Origin of the sequence: Empedobacter sp. UBA7248, from assembly GCF_002472945.1 — a bacterium.
In the GTDB taxonomy this organism is placed as follows: Bacteria; Bacteroidota; Bacteroidia; order Flavobacteriales; family Weeksellaceae; genus Empedobacter; species Empedobacter falsenii_C.
On sequence record NZ_DKSU01000014.1, the window covers coordinates 211,411 to 234,239 of the forward strand.

General features: G+C 29.7%; 22 protein-coding genes. 15 read left to right on the forward strand and 7 right to left on the reverse strand.

What is annotated here, in order from left to right; translation table 11 throughout:
- Positions 1-15: 15 nt before the first annotated feature.
- On the reverse strand, positions 16-507 hold the full coding sequence (locus tag B4A23_RS13355) for a DUF1573 domain-containing protein (protein WP_114998927.1): 492 nt from the start codon (positions 505-507) through the stop codon (positions 16-18).
- A 44-nt stretch (positions 508-551) separates the two neighbouring features.
- A complete protein-coding gene (gene nusB, locus B4A23_RS13360; RefSeq protein WP_260509518.1) occupies positions 552-1,574 on the reverse strand; it encodes a transcription antitermination factor NusB in 1,023 nt (340 codons plus the stop codon).
- On the opposite strand from nusB, the gene B4A23_RS13365 reads away from it, so the two are divergent.
- Positions 1,565-3,322 (forward strand): ABC transporter ATP-binding protein, encoded by a 1,758-nt coding sequence (locus B4A23_RS13365; protein WP_038331126.1) that lies wholly within the window; start codon positions 1,565-1,567, stop codon positions 3,320-3,322. The two genes, nusB and B4A23_RS13365, sit on opposite strands and share 10 nt — an antisense overlap.
- A gap of 117 nt (positions 3,323-3,439) precedes the next feature.
- Positions 3,440-3,820: a PUR family DNA/RNA-binding protein gene (locus B4A23_RS13370; RefSeq protein ID WP_114998930.1), complete on the forward strand. Its 381-nt coding sequence runs from the start codon at positions 3,440-3,442 to the stop codon at positions 3,818-3,820.
- Between the two features lie 56 nt (positions 3,821-3,876).
- Here the strand turns inward: B4A23_RS13370 and B4A23_RS13375 are convergent, their stop codons facing one another.
- From B4A23_RS13375 to B4A23_RS13385, 3 genes are all read right to left on the reverse strand, one after another.
- Entirely contained in the window at positions 3,877-4,800 is a 924-nt protein-coding gene (locus B4A23_RS13375; RefSeq protein ID WP_291120752.1) for an alpha/beta hydrolase, read from the reverse strand.
- Positions 4,801-4,984: 184 nt separating this feature from the next.
- Complete coding sequence (sucC, locus tag B4A23_RS13380; protein WP_221853950.1) at positions 4,985-6,178, reverse strand: ADP-forming succinate--CoA ligase subunit beta; 1,194 nt, start codon at positions 6,176-6,178, stop codon at positions 4,985-4,987.
- A gap of 203 nt (positions 6,179-6,381) precedes the next feature.
- Positions 6,382-8,883 (reverse strand): M4 family metallopeptidase, encoded by a 2,502-nt coding sequence (locus B4A23_RS13385; RefSeq protein WP_291120754.1) that lies wholly within the window; start codon positions 8,881-8,883, stop codon positions 6,382-6,384.
- A 291-nt stretch (positions 8,884-9,174) separates the two neighbouring features.
- Here B4A23_RS13385 and B4A23_RS13390 point away from each other — a divergent pair, with 291 nt between their 5' ends.
- The 3 genes from B4A23_RS13390 to B4A23_RS13400 all read left to right on the forward strand — a co-directional run bounded on the left by B4A23_RS13390 (position 9,175) and on the right by B4A23_RS13400 (position 11,326).
- On the forward strand, positions 9,175-9,849 hold the full coding sequence (locus B4A23_RS13390) for an ABC transporter ATP-binding protein (RefSeq protein ID WP_180905864.1): 675 nt from the start codon (positions 9,175-9,177) through the stop codon (positions 9,847-9,849).
- The gene (locus tag B4A23_RS13395; protein ID WP_291120756.1) at positions 9,850-10,614 is read left to right on the forward strand and encodes a TIGR02757 family protein; all 765 of its coding nucleotides are present in this window, start codon (positions 9,850-9,852) and stop codon (positions 10,612-10,614) included. It begins immediately after the preceding gene.
- 61 nt (positions 10,615-10,675) lie between these two features.
- On the forward strand, positions 10,676-11,326 hold the full coding sequence (locus B4A23_RS13400; RefSeq protein ID WP_291120758.1) for an alpha/beta hydrolase: 651 nt from the start codon (positions 10,676-10,678) through the stop codon (positions 11,324-11,326).
- A gap of 43 nt (positions 11,327-11,369) precedes the next feature.
- Here the strand turns inward: B4A23_RS13400 and B4A23_RS13405 are convergent, their stop codons facing one another.
- The gene (locus B4A23_RS13405; protein WP_291120760.1) at positions 11,370-11,885 is read right to left on the reverse strand and encodes a hypothetical protein; all 516 of its coding nucleotides are present in this window, start codon (positions 11,883-11,885) and stop codon (positions 11,370-11,372) included.
- Between the two features lie 104 nt (positions 11,886-11,989).
- On the opposite strand from B4A23_RS13405, the gene B4A23_RS13410 reads away from it, so the two are divergent.
- The 6 genes from B4A23_RS13410 (at position 11,990) to B4A23_RS13435 (ending at position 17,648) form a co-directional block, all read left to right on the forward strand.
- Positions 11,990-13,177 (forward strand): glycosyltransferase, encoded by a 1,188-nt coding sequence (locus B4A23_RS13410; protein ID WP_291120762.1) that lies wholly within the window; start codon positions 11,990-11,992, stop codon positions 13,175-13,177.
- Positions 13,164-14,075 (forward strand): glycosyltransferase family A protein, encoded by a 912-nt coding sequence (locus B4A23_RS13415; protein ID WP_291120764.1) that lies wholly within the window; start codon positions 13,164-13,166, stop codon positions 14,073-14,075. The genes B4A23_RS13410 and B4A23_RS13415 overlap by 14 nt, the downstream gene beginning before the upstream one ends.
- A gap of 73 nt (positions 14,076-14,148) precedes the next feature.
- Positions 14,149-15,024 (forward strand): UbiA prenyltransferase family protein, encoded by an 876-nt coding sequence (locus B4A23_RS13420; RefSeq protein ID WP_291120766.1) that lies wholly within the window; start codon positions 14,149-14,151, stop codon positions 15,022-15,024.
- A complete protein-coding gene (locus tag B4A23_RS13425; RefSeq protein ID WP_286486425.1) occupies positions 15,014-16,336 on the forward strand; it encodes an FAD-binding oxidoreductase in 1,323 nt (440 codons plus the stop codon). Before B4A23_RS13420 ends, B4A23_RS13425 begins: the two co-directional genes overlap by 11 nt.
- Positions 16,333-17,058, forward strand: coding sequence for an SDR family NAD(P)-dependent oxidoreductase (locus B4A23_RS13430; RefSeq protein ID WP_291120768.1), 726 nt, complete (start codon positions 16,333-16,335; stop codon positions 17,056-17,058). The genes B4A23_RS13425 and B4A23_RS13430 overlap by 4 nt, the downstream gene beginning before the upstream one ends.
- The gene (locus tag B4A23_RS13435) at positions 17,058-17,648 is read left to right on the forward strand and encodes an HAD-IB family phosphatase (RefSeq protein WP_291120770.1); all 591 of its coding nucleotides are present in this window, start codon (positions 17,058-17,060) and stop codon (positions 17,646-17,648) included. Before B4A23_RS13430 ends, B4A23_RS13435 begins: the two co-directional genes overlap by 1 nt.
- Positions 17,649-17,652: 4 nt before the next feature.
- Here the strand turns inward: B4A23_RS13435 and B4A23_RS13440 are convergent, their stop codons facing one another.
- Positions 17,653-19,008 carry a hypothetical protein gene (locus tag B4A23_RS13440; protein WP_291120772.1) on the reverse strand — a complete coding sequence of 452 codons (1,356 nt, stop codon included), beginning with the start codon at positions 19,006-19,008 and terminating at the stop codon, positions 17,653-17,655.
- Positions 19,009-19,079: 71 nt separating this feature from the next.
- Between B4A23_RS13440 and B4A23_RS13445 the strand changes: the two genes are divergently transcribed.
- From B4A23_RS13445 to B4A23_RS13460, 4 genes are read left to right on the forward strand one after another with little or no spacing between them, the layout of a single operon-like run.
- The gene (locus B4A23_RS13445; protein WP_291120774.1) at positions 19,080-20,216 is read left to right on the forward strand and encodes a glycosyltransferase; all 1,137 of its coding nucleotides are present in this window, start codon (positions 19,080-19,082) and stop codon (positions 20,214-20,216) included.
- Between the two features lie 3 nt (positions 20,217-20,219).
- Complete coding sequence (locus B4A23_RS13450) at positions 20,220-20,768, forward strand: serine O-acetyltransferase (protein WP_291120776.1); 549 nt, start codon at positions 20,220-20,222, stop codon at positions 20,766-20,768.
- A 6-nt stretch (positions 20,769-20,774) separates the two neighbouring features.
- Positions 20,775-21,839, forward strand: coding sequence for a glycosyltransferase (locus B4A23_RS13455; protein WP_291120778.1), 1,065 nt, complete (start codon positions 20,775-20,777; stop codon positions 21,837-21,839).
- Positions 21,839-22,828, forward strand: coding sequence for a glycosyltransferase family 2 protein (locus tag B4A23_RS13460; protein WP_291120780.1), 990 nt, complete (start codon positions 21,839-21,841; stop codon positions 22,826-22,828). Before B4A23_RS13455 ends, B4A23_RS13460 begins: the two co-directional genes overlap by 1 nt.
- The last annotated feature ends 1 nt before the right edge of the window (position 22,829 follow it).

Here is a 22,829-nt window from a genome sequence, read left to right on the forward strand (position 1 = left end):
TTATCGATTTAATACTTATTGTCCAAATGCTTGTTGCGCATTTTGATCATTTGCAGTAGCTCCAACAACGTTTGCAGAAATGTCAAATTTCTCGTGACCATTTGTTGTGTTTGTTACTAAAGTTACTGTTTTTTGTTGTTTTCCGTTCATGTTTCCAGCTGTGTAAACAACTTTGATAGAATCTGTAGCTCCTACTGCAATTGGAGTAGAAGGGAATTCAGGAACAGTACAACCACAAGTTGCAGACGCATCGCGAATAACTAATGGAGATTTACCATCGTTTTTGAACTTGATATATGTTTCTACTTTATTGTTAGCTTTTACATCTCCAAAATCGTGATTCGCTTCTGCTAATGTTAAAACTGGAGCTGTAGCTGGATCTACAACATTTTCAGCTTGTTGAGCTGTTTCTTCTGCTGTAAAATTATCGCTAGCTTTTTTCTCTCCACAAGAGCTGATTGCGAATGATAATGCAAATGCACCTAAAATAAATAATTTACTTTTCATTTTTATAATTATTTGTCTTAGTCAAAATTAAGAAAAAATAGTGATTATAATAAACCTCTACCGTATTTTGGTAAATTATTATTGTCTTTTAACTCTTTTAATGTTTTATCTAAGATTCCGTTAACAAAAACACGCGATTTTTCTGTCGAATAACTTTTCGCTAATTCCACATATTCGTTGATTGTAACTTTTGCAGGAATATTTGAGAAATATAAAAATTCTGTCAAAGCCATTTCTAAAATAATCAAATCGATTGTCGCAATACGATCTAATTCCCAGTTTTGAGCTTTTTCGTCAATGATTTTTCTTGTTTCTACTTGGTGACGAATAGTTTTACGGAATAATTCTTCAGTAAATTTTTTGTCATCTAAATCTTTGTAAACTTTGAACAAAGAAATCAACGGAGAACTATTTTGACGGAACGATTTTATCGTTGTGTGCACCATCGCATTTGCAATATGTACATCGTCTGCCCACGTGATTTGAATTCCTTCTAAGTAATCGTGCAAATCTTCATATTCAGCAATAAATTCTACGAAAAAGTTCAAGATAAATTCTTTGTCTTCCTCAAAAGAATGTTTGTCACTGCTCATGTACGTTTTGTACAATTCGCTTTCTGTCAAATTTTTAAAAATATTGTTTGGATAAGAGTCATAAATATCCCAAAGTAAAAATTTGTTGTCATTTGAATAACGAGATAATTCAAGATTTTGTTCAATAATTTTGAATATTTTATTCTGAACAAATTTTAAATTTGGATTTAAATCTTCTTGGGTTGGAAAGTTTTTTGATTTTGCAAGTTCAATTTTATGCTCTGCAATGTCCTTTTGAACTTTAATCAAATTTAGGAGATAAATGTACAAATCGTAGATTTGATCGATACTTTTCATCATATTTTTCTCGACCGCTCTTTCTTCGCCTTCAGTTCCTAAACTATTGTAAGCATAGATATTCTGCATTACTTTTTCGCGTAGTTGTCTTCTTCCCAACATAATTTCAATGATATAACGTCTAATAAATTGATGCAAAGGTAAAAAAAAGAATGTAATTTTGTTTTGTGAAATCATTACAAAAGTTAAATAAATTTTTATGGAAGTATAAATGGAGAATCTTTTTGGGCTTCATTTTTACGATTTGTGCCAATTGGGTGCAGGTTTATTCCGTTACATATATTAGAGAAGCAATCAATACAGTTGAAGAATTGCTACGAAATTTTAAGAAAGAAGGAACAGATAACCTCGATCTTTTGAAAGATGGTTTGATGTATGCCAGTTTGGCTTTTTTCTTTTTTAAAGTTTTAGGAGGAGTTTTGACGGTTGGTACACGACAAATGATTATTGTAGCATCGCGTTATATTGAGTTCGATTTGAAAAATGTGATTTACGATAAATATCAAAAATTATCGTTGTCCTTTTACAAAAAACACAAAACGGGCGATTTGATGAATCGTATTACCGAAGATGTCGGATTGGTGCGTATGTATCTTGGACCTGGAATTATGTATCCGATTGATTTGGTATCGCGAGTTGTGATCATTGCGTATTTTATGTTGCAAATTGATAAGCAATTAACGCTTTATACATTGGCTCCTTTGCCTATTTTATCATTGTTAATCTATAATGTTGCCCGAAATATTAACAAGAAAAGTAAGCGCGTACAAGAACAACAATCTACGATTTCGTCATCTGTACAAGATACTTTTGCTGGAATTCGCGTGATAAAATCATTCAATTCAGAAGAATTTATAAAATCTAAATACGAAGTTGAAGCAGACGAATATCAGAAACGTGCGCTTAATTTAGCTCAAATTCAGGCAGCTTTTGGACCATTGATGGTTGTTGTAGTTGGGGTGAGTAACCTGGTGATTCTGTATTTAGGAGGAGTAAAATATATAGAGGGAACGATGGATATTGGTTCTATTGCTCAATTTTTCCTTTATCTAAATATGTTAATTTGGCCATTTACTTCTTTAGGTTGGATTACGATGGTTGTACAGCGTGCAGAAGCGTCGATGTTTCGTATTAACGAATTTTTGAATGCTGAAACTGATGTAAAAGAAAAACAGCTAGTTAATCACGAAGTAGAAGGAACAATCGAATTTAAGAATGTGACGTATATCTACGAAAACACAGGAATTAAAGCGTTGGATAATGTTTCGTTCAAAATTAATAAAGGTGAAACTTTAGCGATTCTTGGAAAAACAGGTTCAGGAAAATCGACAATTGCTTTATTGGTTGCACGTTCGTTGGAACCAACTTCTGGTGAAATTTTGATTGATGGTAAAAATATTCATGATATTAATGTAGAATCTATTCGAGAAGAAATTGGTTATGTACCGCAAGAAGCTTTCCTTTTCTCGGATTCGCTAACCAATAATATTTTGTTTGGTTCTGATGATACAGATGAGCAAACGGCTGAAATTTTTGCAAAGAAAGCAGTTGTTCATGATAATATTGATCGATTTAAAGAACGTTACGAAACAGTTGTTGGTGAGCGTGGCGTAACACTTTCTGGAGGTCAAAAACAACGTGTTTCTATAGCTCGTGCATTGGTAAATGATCCACAAATATTAATCTTTGATGATAGTTTATCAGCTGTAGATACAGAAACTGAAGAACAAATCTTAAATAATTTATCTTCTGAAATTAATGGTAAAACAACCATCATTATTACGCATCGTGTGTCTTCTGCAAAGCGCGCTGATCAGATTTTGGTTTTAGAAGATGGTCATGTTTTAGAAAATGGTTCGAACAGCGAATTATTAAATAAGCATGGTTATTATTATGAATTGTACAATAAACAACTGCTAGATTAAGTTTATTTATAGAGATTTAATAAATTAATAGAAAATAATTGTTTAAAATGTTGTTGTTTTCTTAATTTTTTTTAGATTTGTTAGGAAACATTTAACAATTAAACTCTATTTAGACTTATGAATGATTTTGAAAACCAAGAAAAGGTGGATGCAGAAGGAGTCTTTTCAAAGGTATTAAGGGCTGGAAGAAGAACTTACTTTTTCGATGTCCGCGAAACAAGAGCAGGTGATTATTACTTGACGATTACAGAAAGTAAAAAAAATACGCAGGACGATGGAAATGTGTATTACAAAAAACATAAAATCTACTTGTACAAAGAAGATTTTGAAAGTTTCAAAGATATGTTAGACGAAACGACCGATTTTGTTTTTGCACAAAAAGGACAAGAGGTAATTTCGGAAAGACATCAAAAAGATTTTGATCCAAAAAATAAAGTTGTGAGTAAAGAAGAAACGCAAGTTGAATCTTTTACCAATATCGATTTTGACGATATATAGACTTTACTAAATATGCGTAAAAAGAAACCTCCGCTCAAGTTATTGAGCGGAGGTTTTTATTTTGAATTCATAATATTAATAATGTTATTGATAAAAATAGTTTGTTGATCTACAAATGGATAATGTGAGCAATTCTCTATTGGGAAAAAATTATTATCTCCAGTAATTTTCTTCATCTTGTTCAATTGTTTCTGTGAAAAAATACCATCTTGATTTCCATAAATAGCAAATAATTTTACATTATTTTTTTTAATATGTTTTAGAATTGATTCTGTATTAATATTTACATTTTTTTCATTTTTGTAAAATATGATTGGCGCTGAATCGTTACGAATATTATTTTTTGAAAATACACTTTCTTTATATTCTTGATTAATTTTTTCAGATTCTTTAGTTGGTGAAGGGATATCGAAAAAATTGTATTTTGAAGCAATATCATAACATCTCTTTCTATATTCTGCACTCTTTTTGTTTAACTTTTTTATTTCAACAATTTCTTCTAAAGTTTCCTTGTCATTTTTATTCTTAGCTAATTTGTGTACAGTTTTAAGAATATGATTATACGTTTTTTGTTGTGAAAATAAAGCGCCAACTAGTATTAATTTATCAACTTTCTCAGGATTATTCTGGGTATAAAAAGTAGATACGATTCCTCCGAAGCTATGACCAATTAAAGTAATTTTTGATAAATCATGTTGTTTAATGATGTTATTTAGATCTTTTGTAGATTCTTCAAAAGTAAAATTTGCAGTTTCATCTTTAGATCTTCCTTCTCCTCGTCGATCATATACAATTACATAATAACCTTTATTTGCTAATTTTTGAGCAGTAGTTCCTTCAAATAAAGTAGAGTTTCCTCTCGGACCTCCATGAATATAAATAATTGCAGGATTTGTTTTATCTCCATAAGATTTAGAATAAATAGTTTGAGCATTTAATAAACTTGTAAGAAAACTAAATACAACTAGAAATAATTTCATTTAAGAATGTGTTAATTGCTTCAAAAATAATCAATTTTAGTAAAATTATTTAATTACAAAATGTCGAGCTGAATTTATTCTTGTGAGATTCTGAAACAAGTTTAGAATGACAATAAAATCACACAAAAAAAACCTCTCAAAGAAATCCTTTGAGAGGTTTAATATATTGTAAATAAGTTAAATCTTAACCTACTAATTCTTCTACTTTATCAGCAGCATCTTTTAATGTGATAGCAGAGTGAACAGCGAAACCTGATTCATCAATCATTTTCTTAGCGATTTCTGCATTTGTTCCTTGTAAACGAACAATAATTGGCACATTAATTTCGTCACCCATATTGTTGTAAGCATCTAAAATACCTTGAGCAACACGGTCACAACGTACAATACCACCAAAAATGTTGATTAAGATAGCTTTTACGTTTTTATCTTTTAAGATAATACGGAAACCTTTTTCTACACGCTCAGCATCAGCAGTACCACCAACGTCTAAGAAGTTTGCAGGATTACCACCAGATAATTTGATGATATCCATAGTTGCCATTGCCAAACCAGCTCCGTTAACCATACATCCTACGTTTCCGTCTAATTTTACGAAGTTTAATCCAGCTTCACCAGCTTCAACTTCTGTTGGATCTTCTTCTCTTGTATCACGTAAAGCAGCGATATCTGGATGACGGAACAATGAGTTGTCATCGATAGATACTTTAGCATCTACAGCGATAATTTGATCGTCAGATGTTTTAAGAACTGGGTTAATCTCGAACATAGAAGCGTCAATCGCAACGTATGCATTATATAAAGCAGTGATAAATTTAACACCATCTTTGAAAGCGTTTCCTGATAAACCTAAGTTGAAAGCAACTTTACGCGCTTGGAAACCTTGGATTCCTACAGCTGGATCAATTTCTTCTGTAAAGATTTTGTCTGGCGTGTGCTCAGCAACTTCCTCGATATCCATTCCACCTTCAGTAGAATACATAATCATGTTTTTACCAGTAGCACGATCTAACAATACAGAAACATAGTATTCTTCAGTTTCAGATTCACCTGGATAATAAACATCTTCAGCGATTAAAACTTGATGAACTTTTTTACCTTCAGCCGAAGTCTGAGGCGTAACTAATTGCATTCCGATGATTTCGTTTGCTTTTTCCTTAACTTCGTCCAAGTTTTTAGCAAGTTTTACTCCACCACCTTTTCCACGACCACCTGCGTGTACTTGTGCTTTTACGACATGCCAACCTGTACCAGTTTGTTCTGTTAATTGTTTAGCAGCTTCTACAGCTTCTTCTGGTGTAGTAGCAACGATACCACGTTGTACTTTTACACCATATTTACTAAGAATTTCTTTTCCTTGATATTCGTGAAGATTCATTTTTTTTGATTTTTCAATTACAAAAATAAAAATATTGTTGATGTATTCTAAATTTTGCCATATTAATTTTATCAGCTTATGCTAAAAAAGTGATTAATATTGTTTATTTAAAGGTTACAAGATACGAATATTAATGATTTAAAAAGTCAAAACAATTGTTATATAATTTTTGAATGGTATTTTATACACTATTAATATAATAATTATTTTTTAATAAATTTTAATGAGTTTGATATTTCATCATTTTTTAATACGATGTTATAAACACCTTTTGTCAATGAGCTTACATTTATAGATTCTGATGAAATAGTACCAGATTTTATAATTTGACCAAGAGAATTATAAATAGTATAAGTTGTATGGCCTTTTAATGTACCAGATATGTATAAATTATCAACTACTGGATTAGGATAAATAGAAAGGCTACTTTTTACAGCGTCTAAAGATGAAGTAAATGAAGCTCCAATTGTAGGGATGCTAATAGTGTAATCTTCAAACTCTCCGTAGAAAGAATTTGTTTCGCACGCTGTTGGTGTAGCATTATATTTCATTCCTACTCTCATTCTTATGTTACCTGATTTGACAGTTTGAGGTATTGTGAATGGAAGGTCAAATTTGTTTAATGAATTTCCTGAGTTTACAGAGCCTATTATCTCATCATCAGAGAAGTTATTATCTCCATTATAATCAATCCAAGCTCTATATCCATGTGGATATGCTATATTATAATTTGAGTTATAAAATCCTTGTATTGTTAATATGTAAGAACCTCCTTTTAAAAGTTGAATGATTTTATTTGTATAATCTCCATATCCATTATTATTACCTGAAGCAAAGTTTAATAGATTATATGTTGTTGCATTTTTATCTCTTAATCCTACACCATAAATATATCCGGAAGTAACATTTCCTTTTACGGAACAATATGTTGTGTTTTTAGGGATTTCAGTAACTCCAACAGCATCAAAAGCATCGGCTACTGCTTTGGTTTCAACACCTACGCCGTATTTGTCTTTTGCTGCTTGAATTGCTGCTATTCTTGCATCTGCAAATGTTGCATCTGGTGTTAAATAAGAAGTTTGAGCAATATAGGCTATTTGAGCAGCTTTATCTATTCCAATTCCTATTACATTGTATGCGAAATTTTTATCATTAGTACCTGACTTTCCTTCTGATAAAATATAAAACCAATGATTCAATACACCACTATTACTATGAACACCGCAATAGTCATTATTATTTACATCAGGTGTAATACAGTTAACTTTATCTGTAGGCCACCATTTATTTCCTCCATAAGTATCTGGTTGGTTATATAGTTTTGGATTACTCATAGATCTTAAAGGACCATTATAACCAATTTCCTCTCCTATTGTCCATGTTTTTTTAGAGGTTGATGGGGTTAATTTTGTTACATAATTTTCTATAACAGCTCCCCATATATCTGAAAAGCCTTCATTAAGAGCTCCGGATTCTCTTTCGTAATTTAATTTAGCTGTTCCAAAAGATATACCGTGACCAACTTCATGGGCTGTTACATCTAGAGCTCCCATTGAGTTAAATAGTGTATTTCCTTCTCCATAAAGCATAACTTTGAGATTTCCGTTCCAGTAAGCATTATCTATTGGTCTTGAATCTGGTCTATAATGCATATATGCTTTTAAAATAGAACCATTACCATCATAACTATTGCGATTATGTGCTGTTTTAAAATAATCATAAACATGCCCTAGAGCCCAATGTACATCTAATGCAGAATTATCTTTATTTACGTTATCATATTCTGCTTTTGTCCATTTGTTATCATCATCAGTAAACTCTATAATTTTATTTAAATCAGCAGTTCTTTGTAAATTAAGAGTAGATATTCCACCTCCTCTTGATGAATCTAAAAGAATATATTTTCCATTTAATAAAGTTGTATTTATTTTTACAGTACCATTTAATCTAGTGTCTGCTGTGCCAGTTACTGAATTGTAAGATTGTTGTTTTTTAGTAAAATGTGGGTTTGTGATTTTACCTAAATTATATATTTTATTTACATTAATTGAAGAGTGGCTATATTTACCTTGATGAAAAATTGCTGTTTCAAATTTTTCATATTCTCCTGTTTTAGCATTTATGAATAAGGTTCCTGAAACTAAAGGAGTAAAAGAGTTTATAGTCAACTTATAAACTAAATCATATTCAGTTGTATTTTGATTTTTGTTAGATTCAAGAATAACTAATTCTATAGATGAATCTATGCTTTTTGAGTCTAAACTTGGATAATTTTTTAAAAGATGATTTAATGCTTTATTTTTAGCATCTTCTGGACTTAAAGTAGGAGTTGTGTCTAGATTTTCTACTCTTGAGAATTTACCATTCAATGCTTTTAATTTATTATCCTTAGTATGTGTAATATAAATAGAGTTTTCAACAGGAATGCCTTTGTAATATAATTGAAAACGTTCTCTTTCAAAACCACTATTATCTGTATGAGAATTAAAAGATACAAATTCAGAATTTTCATTAAGTTGTAATAAATTCTGAAAAATGTCTTTCTTTTTATTGGTTTTAGATGATAAACTCTCAGATTGCTTATCTGATAATTTAATAAAAGAAATTTCTCCATTCTTATCAAAAAGTTTTTCTGACTCTTGTGCGTTTACTATATGTGTAAATAGAATAGATAAGGTACTAAAAAGTAATAGATTTTTTTTCATTTTTTTGTGTGTTTTTAATGTTAATATTTTACTAATTTAACTTAAAAAAAGTATAAATTATAACACTATAAAATAATTAGAAAACAAATAAGTTTAAAATGTTTTATAACGAATTTTTTTTTTCTTTTTGAGCTATAAAATGCTTATTTTAAGAAATTTAATGTATTGTAAATAAGTCTATTGAGATATTAAATTTCTCTTTTTTTTTAAAAAAAGAAGAACATAAAATGAATTTATTGAATTAAAATTTTATTTATTTAAGACTTAGTACTTAATTTATATCTTTACATCATGATAAAAGCAGAAAATATTGTTAAGAAATTTGGTGAATTAGAAGTGCTAAAAAATGTTTCTTTATCGATTGCAGAAAAAGAAATCGTTTCTATCGTTGGTGCTTCTGGAGCAGGAAAAACAACTTTGCTTCAAATTTTAGGAACATTAGAAAAAAGTTCTGAGCCAAAGAAATATAATACTTCTATTCAGATTGCGGGACAAGATATCACGAAGTTAAACGATCGCGATTTATCTAAATTTCGTAACGAAAACATTGGATTCATTTTTCAGTTTCATCAATTGTTGCCAGAATTTAATGCAATAGAAAATATTTGTATTCCAGCTTTTATCAAGAAAACAAAAAAAGCAGAAGCCGAAAAGCGTGCAAAAGAGTTAATGTCTTATTTAGGACTTTCGCAACGTTTGACACATAAACCGAATCAACTTTCTGGAGGAGAACAACAACGTGTAGCAGTTGCTCGTGCACTAATTAATCAACCAAAAGTTGTTTTTGCTGATGAACCTTCTGGTAATTTAGATTCTAAAAATGCTGAAGAATTACACGAATTATTTTTCAATCTTCGAAACGAATTTGGGCAAACTTTTGTTATTGTGACGCATAATGAAGAATTAGCAAACATGACCGATCGAAAATTGGTGATGGCTGATGGAGTTTTTCAAACAGAAATGTAAATGAATCAAAAAGAGTTAAAGGATTTTTTAGACGAAAAAGTTCTTCAATATAATACATTAGACTTTATCGATTCTGATCCAGTACAGATTCCGCATAGATTTTCTGCGAAAGAAGATATTGAAATTGCAGGGTTTTTAGCAGCAACAATTGCGTGGGGAAATCGTAAAATGATTATCAATAATGCGAATAAAATGATGCAGTTAATGGGAGATTCACCTTACGATTTTGTGATGAATTTCTCTGAAAATCATTTAGAGAATTTGGATGGATTTGTTCACAGAACATTCAATAGTGAAGATTTGAAATTTTTCATGCAATCGCTTCGTAACATTTATCAAAATCATGGCGGATTGGAACAAGTTTTTGTAAAAAATCAAACTTCAGATTCGATGCAAGCATCAATCTCGAATTTCAAACAAACTTTTTTTGAAATAGAGCATCCAACTCGAACAACTAAACATATTTCAGATCCGTTGAATAATTCGGCTGCAAAGCGTATCAATATGTACTTGCGTTGGATGATTCGTGATGACAAACAAGGCGTAGATTTAGGAATTTGGAAATCCATACCAACTTCTATTCTTTCGTGTCCTTTGGATGTACATTCGGGAAATGTTGCACGAAAATTAAATATTCTGACTCGAAAACAAAATGATGCAAAAGCATTAAAAGAACTGGATACAAAATTGCGAGAAATGGATGCAAATGATCCTGTGAAATATGATTTTGCTTTATTTGGTTTGGGTGTTTTCGAAGGGTTTTAACTGAACTGAAAATAATTTTATTTAGAAAAATTAGAATTAAATTCGCTAAAAATAAGTTTGTATGAAAGATTTGAATGGAATAAAATATATCGAACGTTTACCTGTTGTTTCGACTGAAAAAACGCCGCTTTTTGTGTTGATACATGGTTATGGAAGCAACGAAGAAGATTTGTTTTCGTTTGCACAAGATTTGCCACAGAATGCGCATATTGTAAGTGTGCGTGCGTTGCATGATATTGTGTATGGCGGATATGCGTGGTATGATATCAATTTTGTGAACAATGAAAAATGGATGGATGAAATGCAAGCAATAGAATCTCGTAATAAATTGGTTGAATTTATTGATGCAATTGTTCATCAAGAGAATTTAGATGCAGCAAATGTAACATTGATGGGTTTTAGCCAAGGTGCAATTTTGAGTTATGCGATTTCGCTAAATAATCCTGAAAAGATTAAAAATGTTGCAATTTTAAGTGGTTATCCTGAAGCTAAAATTATTGGAGATTTTGATCAATCGAAAGATTTTTCGAATTTAAATTTCTTTGTTTCGCATGGTACCGAAGATGTTGTATTACCAATTGAACTAGGACGTATGGGTGATGAGTTTTTAAAATCCTTGAATATTAATTTTGAATACCACGAATACAGAAGTGGACACGGAATTGTTCCTCAAAATTACTATGATTTGATGGATTGGATCAAAAGATTTTAACATAAAGCTGAATTTAATTCAGCTTCTCATCATTATAAGATATTTAAATAAATTTAACTTCTATGGCGTCGCCGTGATATTCCTTGAACGAGGCGTCATAGAATTCGATATTCGTATAACGAAATAATAATTCGGTAATTTCTTTTTTCAGAATTCCTTTTCCGTAACCGTGAATTAAAATCAATCGAATTTGACTTTCGAACATGGCACGTTCCACCTCATTTCGAGCAACATCTAATTGCGTTTGTATAATTTGCGCATTATCCAAACCACGCCAATTATCAACCAGATTTTCGATATGCAAATCAATTTCTCGCGTTAAATACGGATGACGATGAGATTTGCGAAAAGTTTTAAACTTTGGTTTCGAAAATTCTTTGATTTCTTCGTCGCGATATTCTTCATAGTCAATCTCAATATCTTTGATGATTTCGTCTTGATGATACTCATATTCAAAACCAAACTCATCATTAAAGTAAACAAAATCACCTTTCAATTTGGTAATTGTTCCCGAAATATTATCATCTATCACTTTAACTTTTGTTCCAATTTTGAACATTTTCTACTTTTTCTGCAAAATTAAGAATTATTTTATGAGTTTTTAGATTGTTGTATTATTCAATTCAAACTCAATGTTGTATTTTTGTTTATTAAACTAACCAAATGTCAAATCAACCTAGAAAAATAAAAGTACTTTTTAGGCTTCGTTCATTAGAAATGGGTGGAGTTCCAAGAGTGGTTTTAGATTTGTTGCGAAACTTACCAAAAGATAAATTCGACTTTACTTTGATGCTTAACTTGTATCAAGGCGAATTGATTAAAGAAATTCCTACTGATGTAAAATTAATTGTTGTAGAAAAAGGAAAAGAACAGATGAGTTCTAACGCTTTTATACAGAAATTACAATTAGTTTGGCGACGATTGAAGTTAGAAGTTTATGATAAATTTCCGTCAATTTTATACAAAATAAAAGTTCCAGAAAATTATGATATAGAAATTGCTTCTAGCTACATAGAATTTGATATGGTATTAAATTCTCCAGATAAAAATTCAAGAAAAATAGCTTGGTTTCATACTGATGTTACATACGATGTAAACCAAGAAAGAGCAAAATCGAGAATAGATCAAATGAAAAAATTTGATCACGTTATTTTTTGTGCGGCTCATATAAGAAATGTCATTGACGAATTTTACAATGTCACTTACCCAAGTAGTTCGGTAGTATATAATGCGATTCATACGGATGAGGTTAAGAGAAAAGCGTTAGAATTTACTGTAGATTATGAAGGGCTTCAAAAGCCAGTTTTTTGTTCTGTAGGACGTTTACATAGTAGAAAAGGTTATCATAATTTGGTTAATATTCATCAAAAATTAATAAATGAAGGTTTTCAACATAGTATTGCTGTTTTGGGAGATGGAGAGGAAAAAAATAATTTAACCGAACAAATTAATCAATTAAGTTTGAATGAATCCTTTAAATTATTAGGAACAAAAATTAATCCTTATCCATATATAAAAAATGCAGATTATTTTGTTTTACCTACAAGATCAGAGGCGTATCCTTTGGTGATAAATGAAGCTTTGGCATTAGAAAAACCAATAATTAGTACCAATGTTGGAGGAATTCCAGAGATGATAGATGATGGAATTGATGGAATTTTAGTTAATGATAATGAGGAAGAAATTTATGAAGCAATGAAAAAAGTTTTTACTCAGCCAGAATTATTAACAGAAATAAAGAAAAATACTTCAGAATCTTATAAAAAGTTTGATTCTCAAAAAATCTACAATCAAGTAACAGAGATTTTCGAACAACAATATCAAATCAAATTAGAGAATGAACGAGGTTAAAATTACCATTGTCACACCTTCTTATAATCGCGCGCATACGTTGACACGTGTGTATGATTCGTTAAAGAATCAGACATTCAAAGATTTTAAATGGATTATTATGGATGATGGTTCTATCGATCATACCAAAGAAATGGTTGAGAATTTCCAATCAGAAGGTCTAATTAATATTGAATATTTTTGGAATGAAAATCAACATAAATTCATTACTGTTTTTGAAGGAATAAAAAAAGTGACTTCTAAATATTTTATGATTGTTGATTCAGACGATTCTTATCCTGAGAATGCTTTACAAACATTATTTGATGAGGTAGAGAAAATAAAAAACCAAGACGAATACATTTCTGTAATGGGATTGTCGCAATATACAGATGGAAAAATTGTTGGAAATCAATATCCAAATAACGGATTTGATGGGTCAATTTTCGATATGCGTTACAAGTATAAAGTGCGTGGAGATAAGTTTGGTATTTTTATAACAAAGACTTATCAACAATTGTTGAAAAACTTTGATTATTCACCTTATAAAAGCAAAGGTTACATTCCACAATCAGTGTTTTTTAATACCTATGATGCTGATGGAGTGAAGACTAGATTTGTGAATAAAGTTGTTCGTAATTATCATTTGGATGAAGAAGATGCTAATTCTGTTTCCAATACACGTTGGACGGGAAAAAATACTTTTGGTTTGATGGAAGGTTATCGTTCTTTTCTAAATTCTTATGGAACAAAACTATTTGGATATCCAAAAGCTTTAATTCGTAATTTGGTTGGATATCAAGTTTATTCGATAATCAACCATCGAAATTTGTCAGAAATAAACAAAGGATTGAAGTACTTTAAATTGTTGTCGATATTGCTTTATCCGTTGTCGTATTTATATTTAAAATTGAAGTAAAGACTAATTGTAATTTTATAAAATAATATCTTAAGTTAGATATTAAAAATGATGAACATTTTTGAAAAAGTAAATGCTAAACTATTTAAAACTTATACGTGTTAACCAATGGGTGAAAAATCTATTTGTTTTTTTACCAATATTTTTTTCGGGAAATTTATTGAATATCGATTTGTTTATTGAGTCGTTTTATGGCTTTTTAATTTTTTCTTTTGTCGCGAGTAGTATTTATATTATCAATGATTATGTTGATATAGAGAAAGATAAAAGACATCCCGAAAAGAAAAATAGACCACTCGCAAGTGGTAAAATATCGAAGCAAAATGCTTTAATTCTATTTGTTATTTTAGTCATTATAACATCAATTTTGATTTATTTTTTTGGAAATAAACAGGTTGCAATTCTTGTTGGAATTTACTTTTTTATGAATTTAGCTTACTCATTCAAATTAAAACAAATTGCAATTCTTGATGTGATGATAATAGCATTTGGTTTCTTACTAAGAGTTTTTGTAGGCGGTTATATGACGGGGATTTTAGTGACAGATTGGACGATTTTATTGGTTTTTGATTTGGCTTTGATTTTAGCTTTAGGAAAACGTAGAGGGGAATTAATCAACGCCGAACTCGAAGGTATTACAAGAAAATCGCTAGACGGATATAATCTCAATTTTCTTAATTCTGCCTTAGCTATAACATGTACTGTCGCTGTAATTTGTTACATGATGTTTATTCTTTCCCCAGAAACACAATCCAAATTTCACCATTATATTATTTATACCTTTGTCTTTGTTTTTGCAGCCGTTTTGCGCTATTTGCAACAGACGTTTGTATATGCTAAAACAGAATCTCCGACTAAATTGATTTTTAAAGATCATTTTCTACAAATTTTAATTGTAATGTGGGGAATCTGTTATATTTTATTGATTTATTTTAACAATGGAAAATAAAAAATTAATCCCAGTTACCAATTGGGGACTGTATCCATCTATAAAATCCAATGTTGTCTCACCAACTACAATTTTAGAATTTCAGGAAGCAATTCTTTCAAATGAAGAAGTTATTGCGAGAGGAAATGGTCGTTGTTATGGAGATGCATCATTACAAAATACAATTATTTCAACATCGAAATGGAATAAATTTATCGATTTTGATCGTGAACATGGCATTATAGAAGTTGAATCTGGTGTTTTATTATCAGATATTTTAGAAGTTTCAATTCCGGCAGGATATTTCATTTCAGTCACTCCTGGAACCAAATTTATTACAGTTGGCGGAGCAATTGCATCAGATGTTCATGGAAAAAATCATCACATCGATGGTTGTTTTTCTGATCATTTAATTCATTTCGATTTAATGATCGAAAATGGAGATATTTTACATTGTTCTAGAAATGAAAACACAGATTTATTTTGGGCAACAATAGGAGGAATGGGATTGACAGGAATTGTTATTTCTGCTAAATTTATGTTGAAAAAAATTGAGTCAGCATATATTCGAAATGAAGCAATTCAGGCAAAGAATTTAGATGAAATTTTCGAACTATTCGAATCTTCTGAATCTTGGACATATAATGTTGCGTGGTTAGATTGTTTACAAAAAGGAACTTCTTTAGGAAAGTCGATTATGTTGCGAGGCGAACATGCGACTTTAGACGAGTTACCTCAAAAATTCAAAAAGAATCCTTTAAAAATTAAGAAGAAATTAAACTTAAATATTCCATTTTTCTTTCCAAATTTTGCGTTAAATCCTTTATCAATCAAGATTTTCAATTGGTTATATTTTAATAAACAAGGTAAAAAGCATTTGAAAAATTATGTGGATTACGAAACATTTTTTTATCCGTTAGATGCTGTTCATAATTGGAATCGTATTTATGGGAAAAATGGATTTATTCAATATCAATTTGTGATTCCAAAGGAGACGGGAAAAGAAGGAATGCGAAAGATTTTGGAAACAATTGCTGCTAGTGGAAATGGTTCTTTTTTAGTCGTATTGAAATTGTTTGGTGATAATAATCCAAAAGCCTATAATTCGTTTCCAATGAAAGGATATACCTTGGCTTTAGATTTTAAAGTAAACAATAAATTAGAGAAATTAATTGCAAGTTTAGATAAAATTGTGATGGATTATGGAGGACATATTTACCGAACAAAAGACGCGATGTCCAATCCAGCCTTGACAGATTATTTACAACATATCGATTCTCCAAAATTCGAGTCGATGCAAAACGAACGTATCAATAGATTTAAGCAAAAATGATAGTAATAGGATCAAATTCTGATGTAGCAATAGCTTTTGTAGAAAAGGTTTTGAAAGAAGGTAAACGTTTTCCGATGGTTTATTTATTTACATCAAACATCGAAAAAACAAAGAAATTAGCACTACATTTTTATGCAAAATATGAGCAAAAATGCGAGATTGTTCATTTCGATTTAACAAAAGAAAACGATTATTCTTTAATTTCTCATATCGATTCTGAATTATTGTTTTGTGCAGCTGGATATTTAGGAAAAAATTCGGAAGAAGGTTTATACGATGATTGGAATACGAAACAAATAGTAGAAGTAAATTATTCAAAATTAATTGTCTTAATTAATCATTTTGCGCAGAAATTCGAAGCAAAAGGTTCGGGAACTATCATTGGATTGTCGTCTGTAGCTGGTGAACGTGGTCGTCAAAGCAATTTTATTTATGGATCTGCAAAAGCTGGCTTTACAGCTTATTTAGATGGTTTGAGAAATTATTTATTTCATAAAAAAGTTCATGTAATGACGGTTATTCCAGGCTTTATGGATACACAAATGACAGCTGATATCGAAACACCAAAACCATTAACTGCTCAACCAGATCAAGCGGCTAATATTATTTATAAGGCTTATGTCAAAAAGAGAAATGTTGTTTATGTGACATTTTTATGGTGGGGAATTATGATGATAATTCGTAATGTTCCTGAATTTATTTTCAAAAAAATGAAAATGTAATGAATCGCAATTTATACCTTTTTGATTTTGATGGAACATTAACTTGTAAAGATACCTTATTCGATTTTTTAAAATTCTCTTTTCCTAAAGTTTACTTTATTAATTATCTGATATTTATTCCATTATTTATCGTTTCAAAATTGAAGATAATTGATGCTGGTTTTGTGAAAGAAATGTTTATTTCGAAATTTTTGAAAGGAAAATCTTATGTTGAAATTAATCAATTAGCTCAAAATTATTTCGAAAAAAATCATCAAGAATTAATTTATTCAAAAGCTGATGAATATATAAAATCATTAAGTAATTATAATGACAAATTTATCGTTTCAGCTTCAGTCGATTTTTGGATTCAACCTTTTGCTGATTATTATGAAATGGGACTAATTTGTACCAAAGCAAAATATGATGAACAAGGCTTTTTTACAGGGAAATTTGCTTCACCAAATTGTAATTACCAAGAAAAAAAGAATAGAATCGAGAAAGAAATTGATTTGTCTTTATATGATAAAATCATAGCTTTTGGTGACACAAAAGGTGATGAAGCAATGTTTTCGATTGCTACAAAATCTAATTTTAGATATTTTAATTAATCATTTACCAAAAATAATCTCCTATTAATTGCATTACGAATGTTTGTAAAAGAGCAATATAAGCTATGTTTTTTAAAACGTTTACTTCCTTTACATTGATTAATAGTAAAAGTATATAAGGGTAAAGATAAAGGCAAGCTCTTGCTGTTTCTCCTGTTCCATAGGCACCTGTCAAAAACATTAGCATTAAAGAGAGGAACGCTATTATTGGCAAATAAAAATTAATTTCATTCTTTTTAAGATTAAATACTTTTGGGGTAAATAGGTAGGCGAAAAAACCAAAAGACAAGAAAAGTAATATTTCACTAATGTTTTCTAAACGTGTAAAAAGATAAACAATTGGTTGATGAAATCCTCTAAAACCATTAGGGTTTTCAAGTTTTGAAGCATTGAAAAAAGCTTCAATATGGTTGTAATCAAGTATTAATTGAAGTAATAAAATATAGAAAAGAAATAAGATTCCTACAATTATAAAGTTAATGATTGTGTATTTATTTTTTTCAATAATTAATTGATATATTGATAATATTGCTGCAACACAGGCAAAAAAAGTTCCACTAAATGATATACTATTTGCTAAAGAAAATCCTATAAATGCTAATAATATTCCTTTAATATTTATAGAATTCGATCTTGATATGATTAACATTCCATATAAAAAAATTAAACTAAAAAATAGAAACACAGCATCTATTGATACAATACTATAAATATTCACAGCAGGAATAAGTGCAAAAATTAAGAGAAGAATATTTCTTTTAGAGTTTTCTATTTTGAAAAAATCAATAATTTTTACCAAAGGAAAAAATGAACAAAGTGAAAGAATAGACATTCCGATAGCTAAACCAAGTACTGACTCGTTAAAAATTTTGTAAATAATATATTGTATCCAAACAGCAAAAGGAGGATGTGTTTTGGCATGCATTGTTAAAGTATCTTGTATCTCATTATAACTTGAAATGAATGTATAGCCATTTTTAATTTTAACTACATCATGAAAGTATTGAAAATCAGTATCAAGAAATGATCTTAAAAAAGTTTGATGGATTGAACCTTGAGCTAGGTTTCCAAATATTATTAACAAGATGTAAGCAATAAATAATTTTAAAATACTTAGATGATGATAATTTTTTAATGCGAATAAACCTGTTAATAAAAAAAATATTGAAAATAAGACACCTTGAAAAGTGATAGTAGAAAAATATACGACACTTATTGGAAAAGTAATTCTGGAACCAGTAAAAAAATGGTTTTCGTTTAAAAAATAATTCAATCCAACCATCACAATCCATCCTATAATTAATAATCCTATAATTTTGAATGGGCTTGTTTTTAGAACTGATTTAAAATTTTCTAACATAGTTTTAGGTTATTTTAAGTAATTTATTTTTAAGGTTTCACAAAATTATTAATTTTGCACAAACCTAAACTATGAAAAAGAAAATATTAATACGTATTGGCTCACTTCGTCATGGAGGTGCTGAAAAAGTATTGGTAACTTTTCTCAAAAATCTTTCACCAGAAAAATACGAAATTGATTTGTTGTTAAATCTTTATTCGGGTAAATATCTCAAAGATGTGCCGTCTTGGATTAATATCTATTATTTGAATAAAGGTGAAATGATTACGACAAATCGCCCGCAAGATATTCCGCAAAAAGCTTTTCGAGTGATTTATCAAAAGATTTTGTCATCGTTTCCAAAGTTGCTTTACAAATTTATTTTACCGAATAAAAAATACGATATAGAGTTTGCGGCTATTCATGGAATGGCAGATGAAATCTTGAATTCTCCGATTAAATCTTCTAAAAAAATAGTTTGGATTCACAATGATTTGTCGAATATTCCTGAATATACAACAGTGCAATTGAAAAACTTTTTCAAGTTTGATCAAATTCTAGTGATTTCAGAAAAGATTAATCAATTATTTTTAGGTTTAGCAAATTCAGATGAACAAAAACAAAAAGTGGTTCGAATTTATAATCCAATTGATGTCAATGAAATTAAAAAGTCAGCTTTAGAAGCTTGTGAGATTCAGAAAAAAAATGATCAACCAACATTTGTTTCGATTGGAACAGTTTTTCCACAAAAAGGATTTGATCGTCTATTGAGAGCGCATCGCAAATTGTTAGACGAAGGTTTTCAACATCAAATTTGGATTGTTGGTGACGGTTACGATTTTCCGAATATTAAAAAATTGGTTGAAGAATTAAAAGTTGAAGAAACTGCACATTTGATTGGTTTCAAAGAAAATCCTTATCCCTATTTTGTTCAAGCCGATTATTATATTTTATCCTCTCGTTACGAAGGTTACCCAACAGTTTTGTTTGAAGCGATGGTTTTAGAAAAGCCAATTATAGCAACAGATGTTTCGGGAGTTAGAGAAATGTTGAATGATGGCGAATTAGGATATATTATCGATAATGAAGAAGAAGCAATTTATGATGGAATGAAATATTTTATTCAAAATCCTGAAATTACTCATAAATATCAACAAATCATTGAAGGAAAAACATTACCTTTTGAGTTGGGTAATGCAGTAAATTCAATTGAAAAATATTTAAACTAAATTATGAAAACAATTATTCAGAAAGATTTTTATCGAAACTTTGGATATTGGACAAATTCTCCTTTCTTGAAAGGTTTTATGAGTCCGGGTTTTCGTTTTATTTATTGTTTAAGAAAAGCTCAACAATATTCTGCTAAACATCCTTTAGGTTTAGTTTATCGTTTGTTGTTGCGTCGTTATTCGATTAAATATGGTTATCAAATTTCTGCAAAAACAGAAATTGGAGCAGGGTTAAATTTAGGACATTGGGGAACCGTTGTCGTTAATCCAAAATGTAAAATAGGGAAAAATTGTAATATTGCACATGGCGTTACCTTAGGTCAGACAAATAGAGGAAAATCGAAAGGGTTTCCAATTTTGAAAGATGATGTTTGGGTTGGTACAAATGCCGTAATCGTTGGTGGAATTACAATTGGAAATAACGTGTTGATTGCGCCAAACAGTTATGTGACGCAAGATGTGCCAGACAATTCGATTGTGACAGGAAATCCAATGCAAATTATTTCGAACGAAAAAGCAACGGAAGGTTATATTAATAATAGAATTGAATAAAATTTTTTGAAAACAATACTTTTCATATTGCCAGATCTTAACCAAGGTGGTGCGGAGCGAGTAATTACAACGCTTTGTAATGAATTGGATCGAACGAAATTCTGTCCAAAATTGGTGTTGTTCAAAAAAGAAGGTTATTATTTAAATCATTTGAAAGATGATGTTGAAATTATTGAATTAAACGTTTCTCGTATTCGTTATTCGATTTTCAAAATTATTCCATTGATTAAAAAGTTAAAACCAGAAATTGTTTTTACAGGTTGGGGGGAAATTTCAGCTTTTTTATCGCCAATCATTTCTTTGTTTCCTAAAACGAAGTTTATCACAAGAGAAACAAATGTGGTTTCTGAACATGTAAAACGAAAAGAGATTCTATTCTTTTATCGATTTTATAACAATTTTCATCAAATCATTGCGCAAAGTGATGATATGAAAAATGATTTGATTGAGAATTTTAGAATTTCGGAAAATAGAATTGTAAAGATCAATAATCCAGTGGATTTTGAATTGATTAATCGATTGAAAGCTGAAAATATTGATATAGAATATAACACGAGATATAAAAATATTGTAGCAATAGGAAATCTTTCACCACGAAAAGGTTTTGATCTTTTATTAAATGTGATGAATGAATTGAAAGGAGAAAATATACATTTAACGATTCTTGGTGATGGAGCTTTTAAAGATGAGCTAGCTCAACAAAAAGATAAATTGAGTTTGAATAATGTAACGTTTAAAGGAAAAGTTTCAAATCCATTTGTTTACCTAAAAAACGCAGATTTGTTTGTACTTTCTTCTCGTTACGAAGGTTTTCCGAATGTTTTGTTGGAAGCAGGAGCTTGCGGAACTTATAGTTTAGCAAATAATTGTCCTGGAGGAATCAATGAAATTGTTCAAGAAGGTGTTAATGCAGAAATTTTTCCAATTTCAGATTCGAAAGGTTTTGCAAAAAAAATAAAAGAAGTTTTGCAAGAGAATCATTTAGAAGAACAAATAATTTCGAGTATTCATTCAAGATTTAGTAAAGAAAAAATAATTCAACAATACGAATCAATTTTTGATAAAATATAATGTCAATTCAGCCTAAAATATCAGTCATTGTACCAGTTTATAACACCAAAAAATATCTTTCGAAATCTTTAGATTCGATATTGAATCAAACGTTGAAAGATATTGAAGTGATTGTTGTAAATGATGGGTCTAAAGATGATTCTCAAGAAATTATTGATGAATTTGTTTCTAAAGATTCGCGCATAATTTCTATTCAGAAAGAAAATGGAGGATTAAGTGATGCGAGAAATTTTGGAATTGATAAAGCGAAAGGAGAATTTATTGCTTTTATTGATTCTGATGATTACATTGATTTAACGATGTTGGAGAAAATGTATGAATTGGCGAAAAGAGATGAATCTGAAATTGTTTTGTGTGATTTGGTAAAAGTTGATGAAAATGGTAAAGAATTTCGTGATTTACCGCAATCGCCTCAATTGCCAGAAAAAATAATTTTAGCAGAAGATTTTACCATTTTTGGTGAAATGAGTTGCTTTGCTTGTAATAAAATCTTCAAAAAATCGTTGTTCGAGAATCATCTATTTAGAAAAGGAATTCATTTTGAGGATATAGAATTGATTCCGAAATTGGTTTTAGATTCGAGTATTATTTCTAAAATAAATCAACCTTTTTATAAGTATTTTGAACGACAAGATTCTATTACAAAAACACATACGGAGAAAGGTTTGGATATGTTTGTTGCTGTAAATGAGGTGACAAATTATTTTTATCAGAGTAAATACAATACATTTGCAACTGAGTTAAAGCGTTTTCAAATTATACAAGGTTATTATTCGTATTTAGCTTATTTGGTTTATGTGAAAGATAAAAATTTGAAGTGTAAAATGTTAAATGTTTTGAATGACTTTTTAAAGGCAAATAACTTAACAAAAAAAGAACTTAAAAACTACAAGCGTTTTGACAAAAACTATTTAAATTCATTACCATTGAAAAAAAGATTTTTTTACCATTTAGCCATGATTTATCCTCAACTATTACTTAAATTTTAAT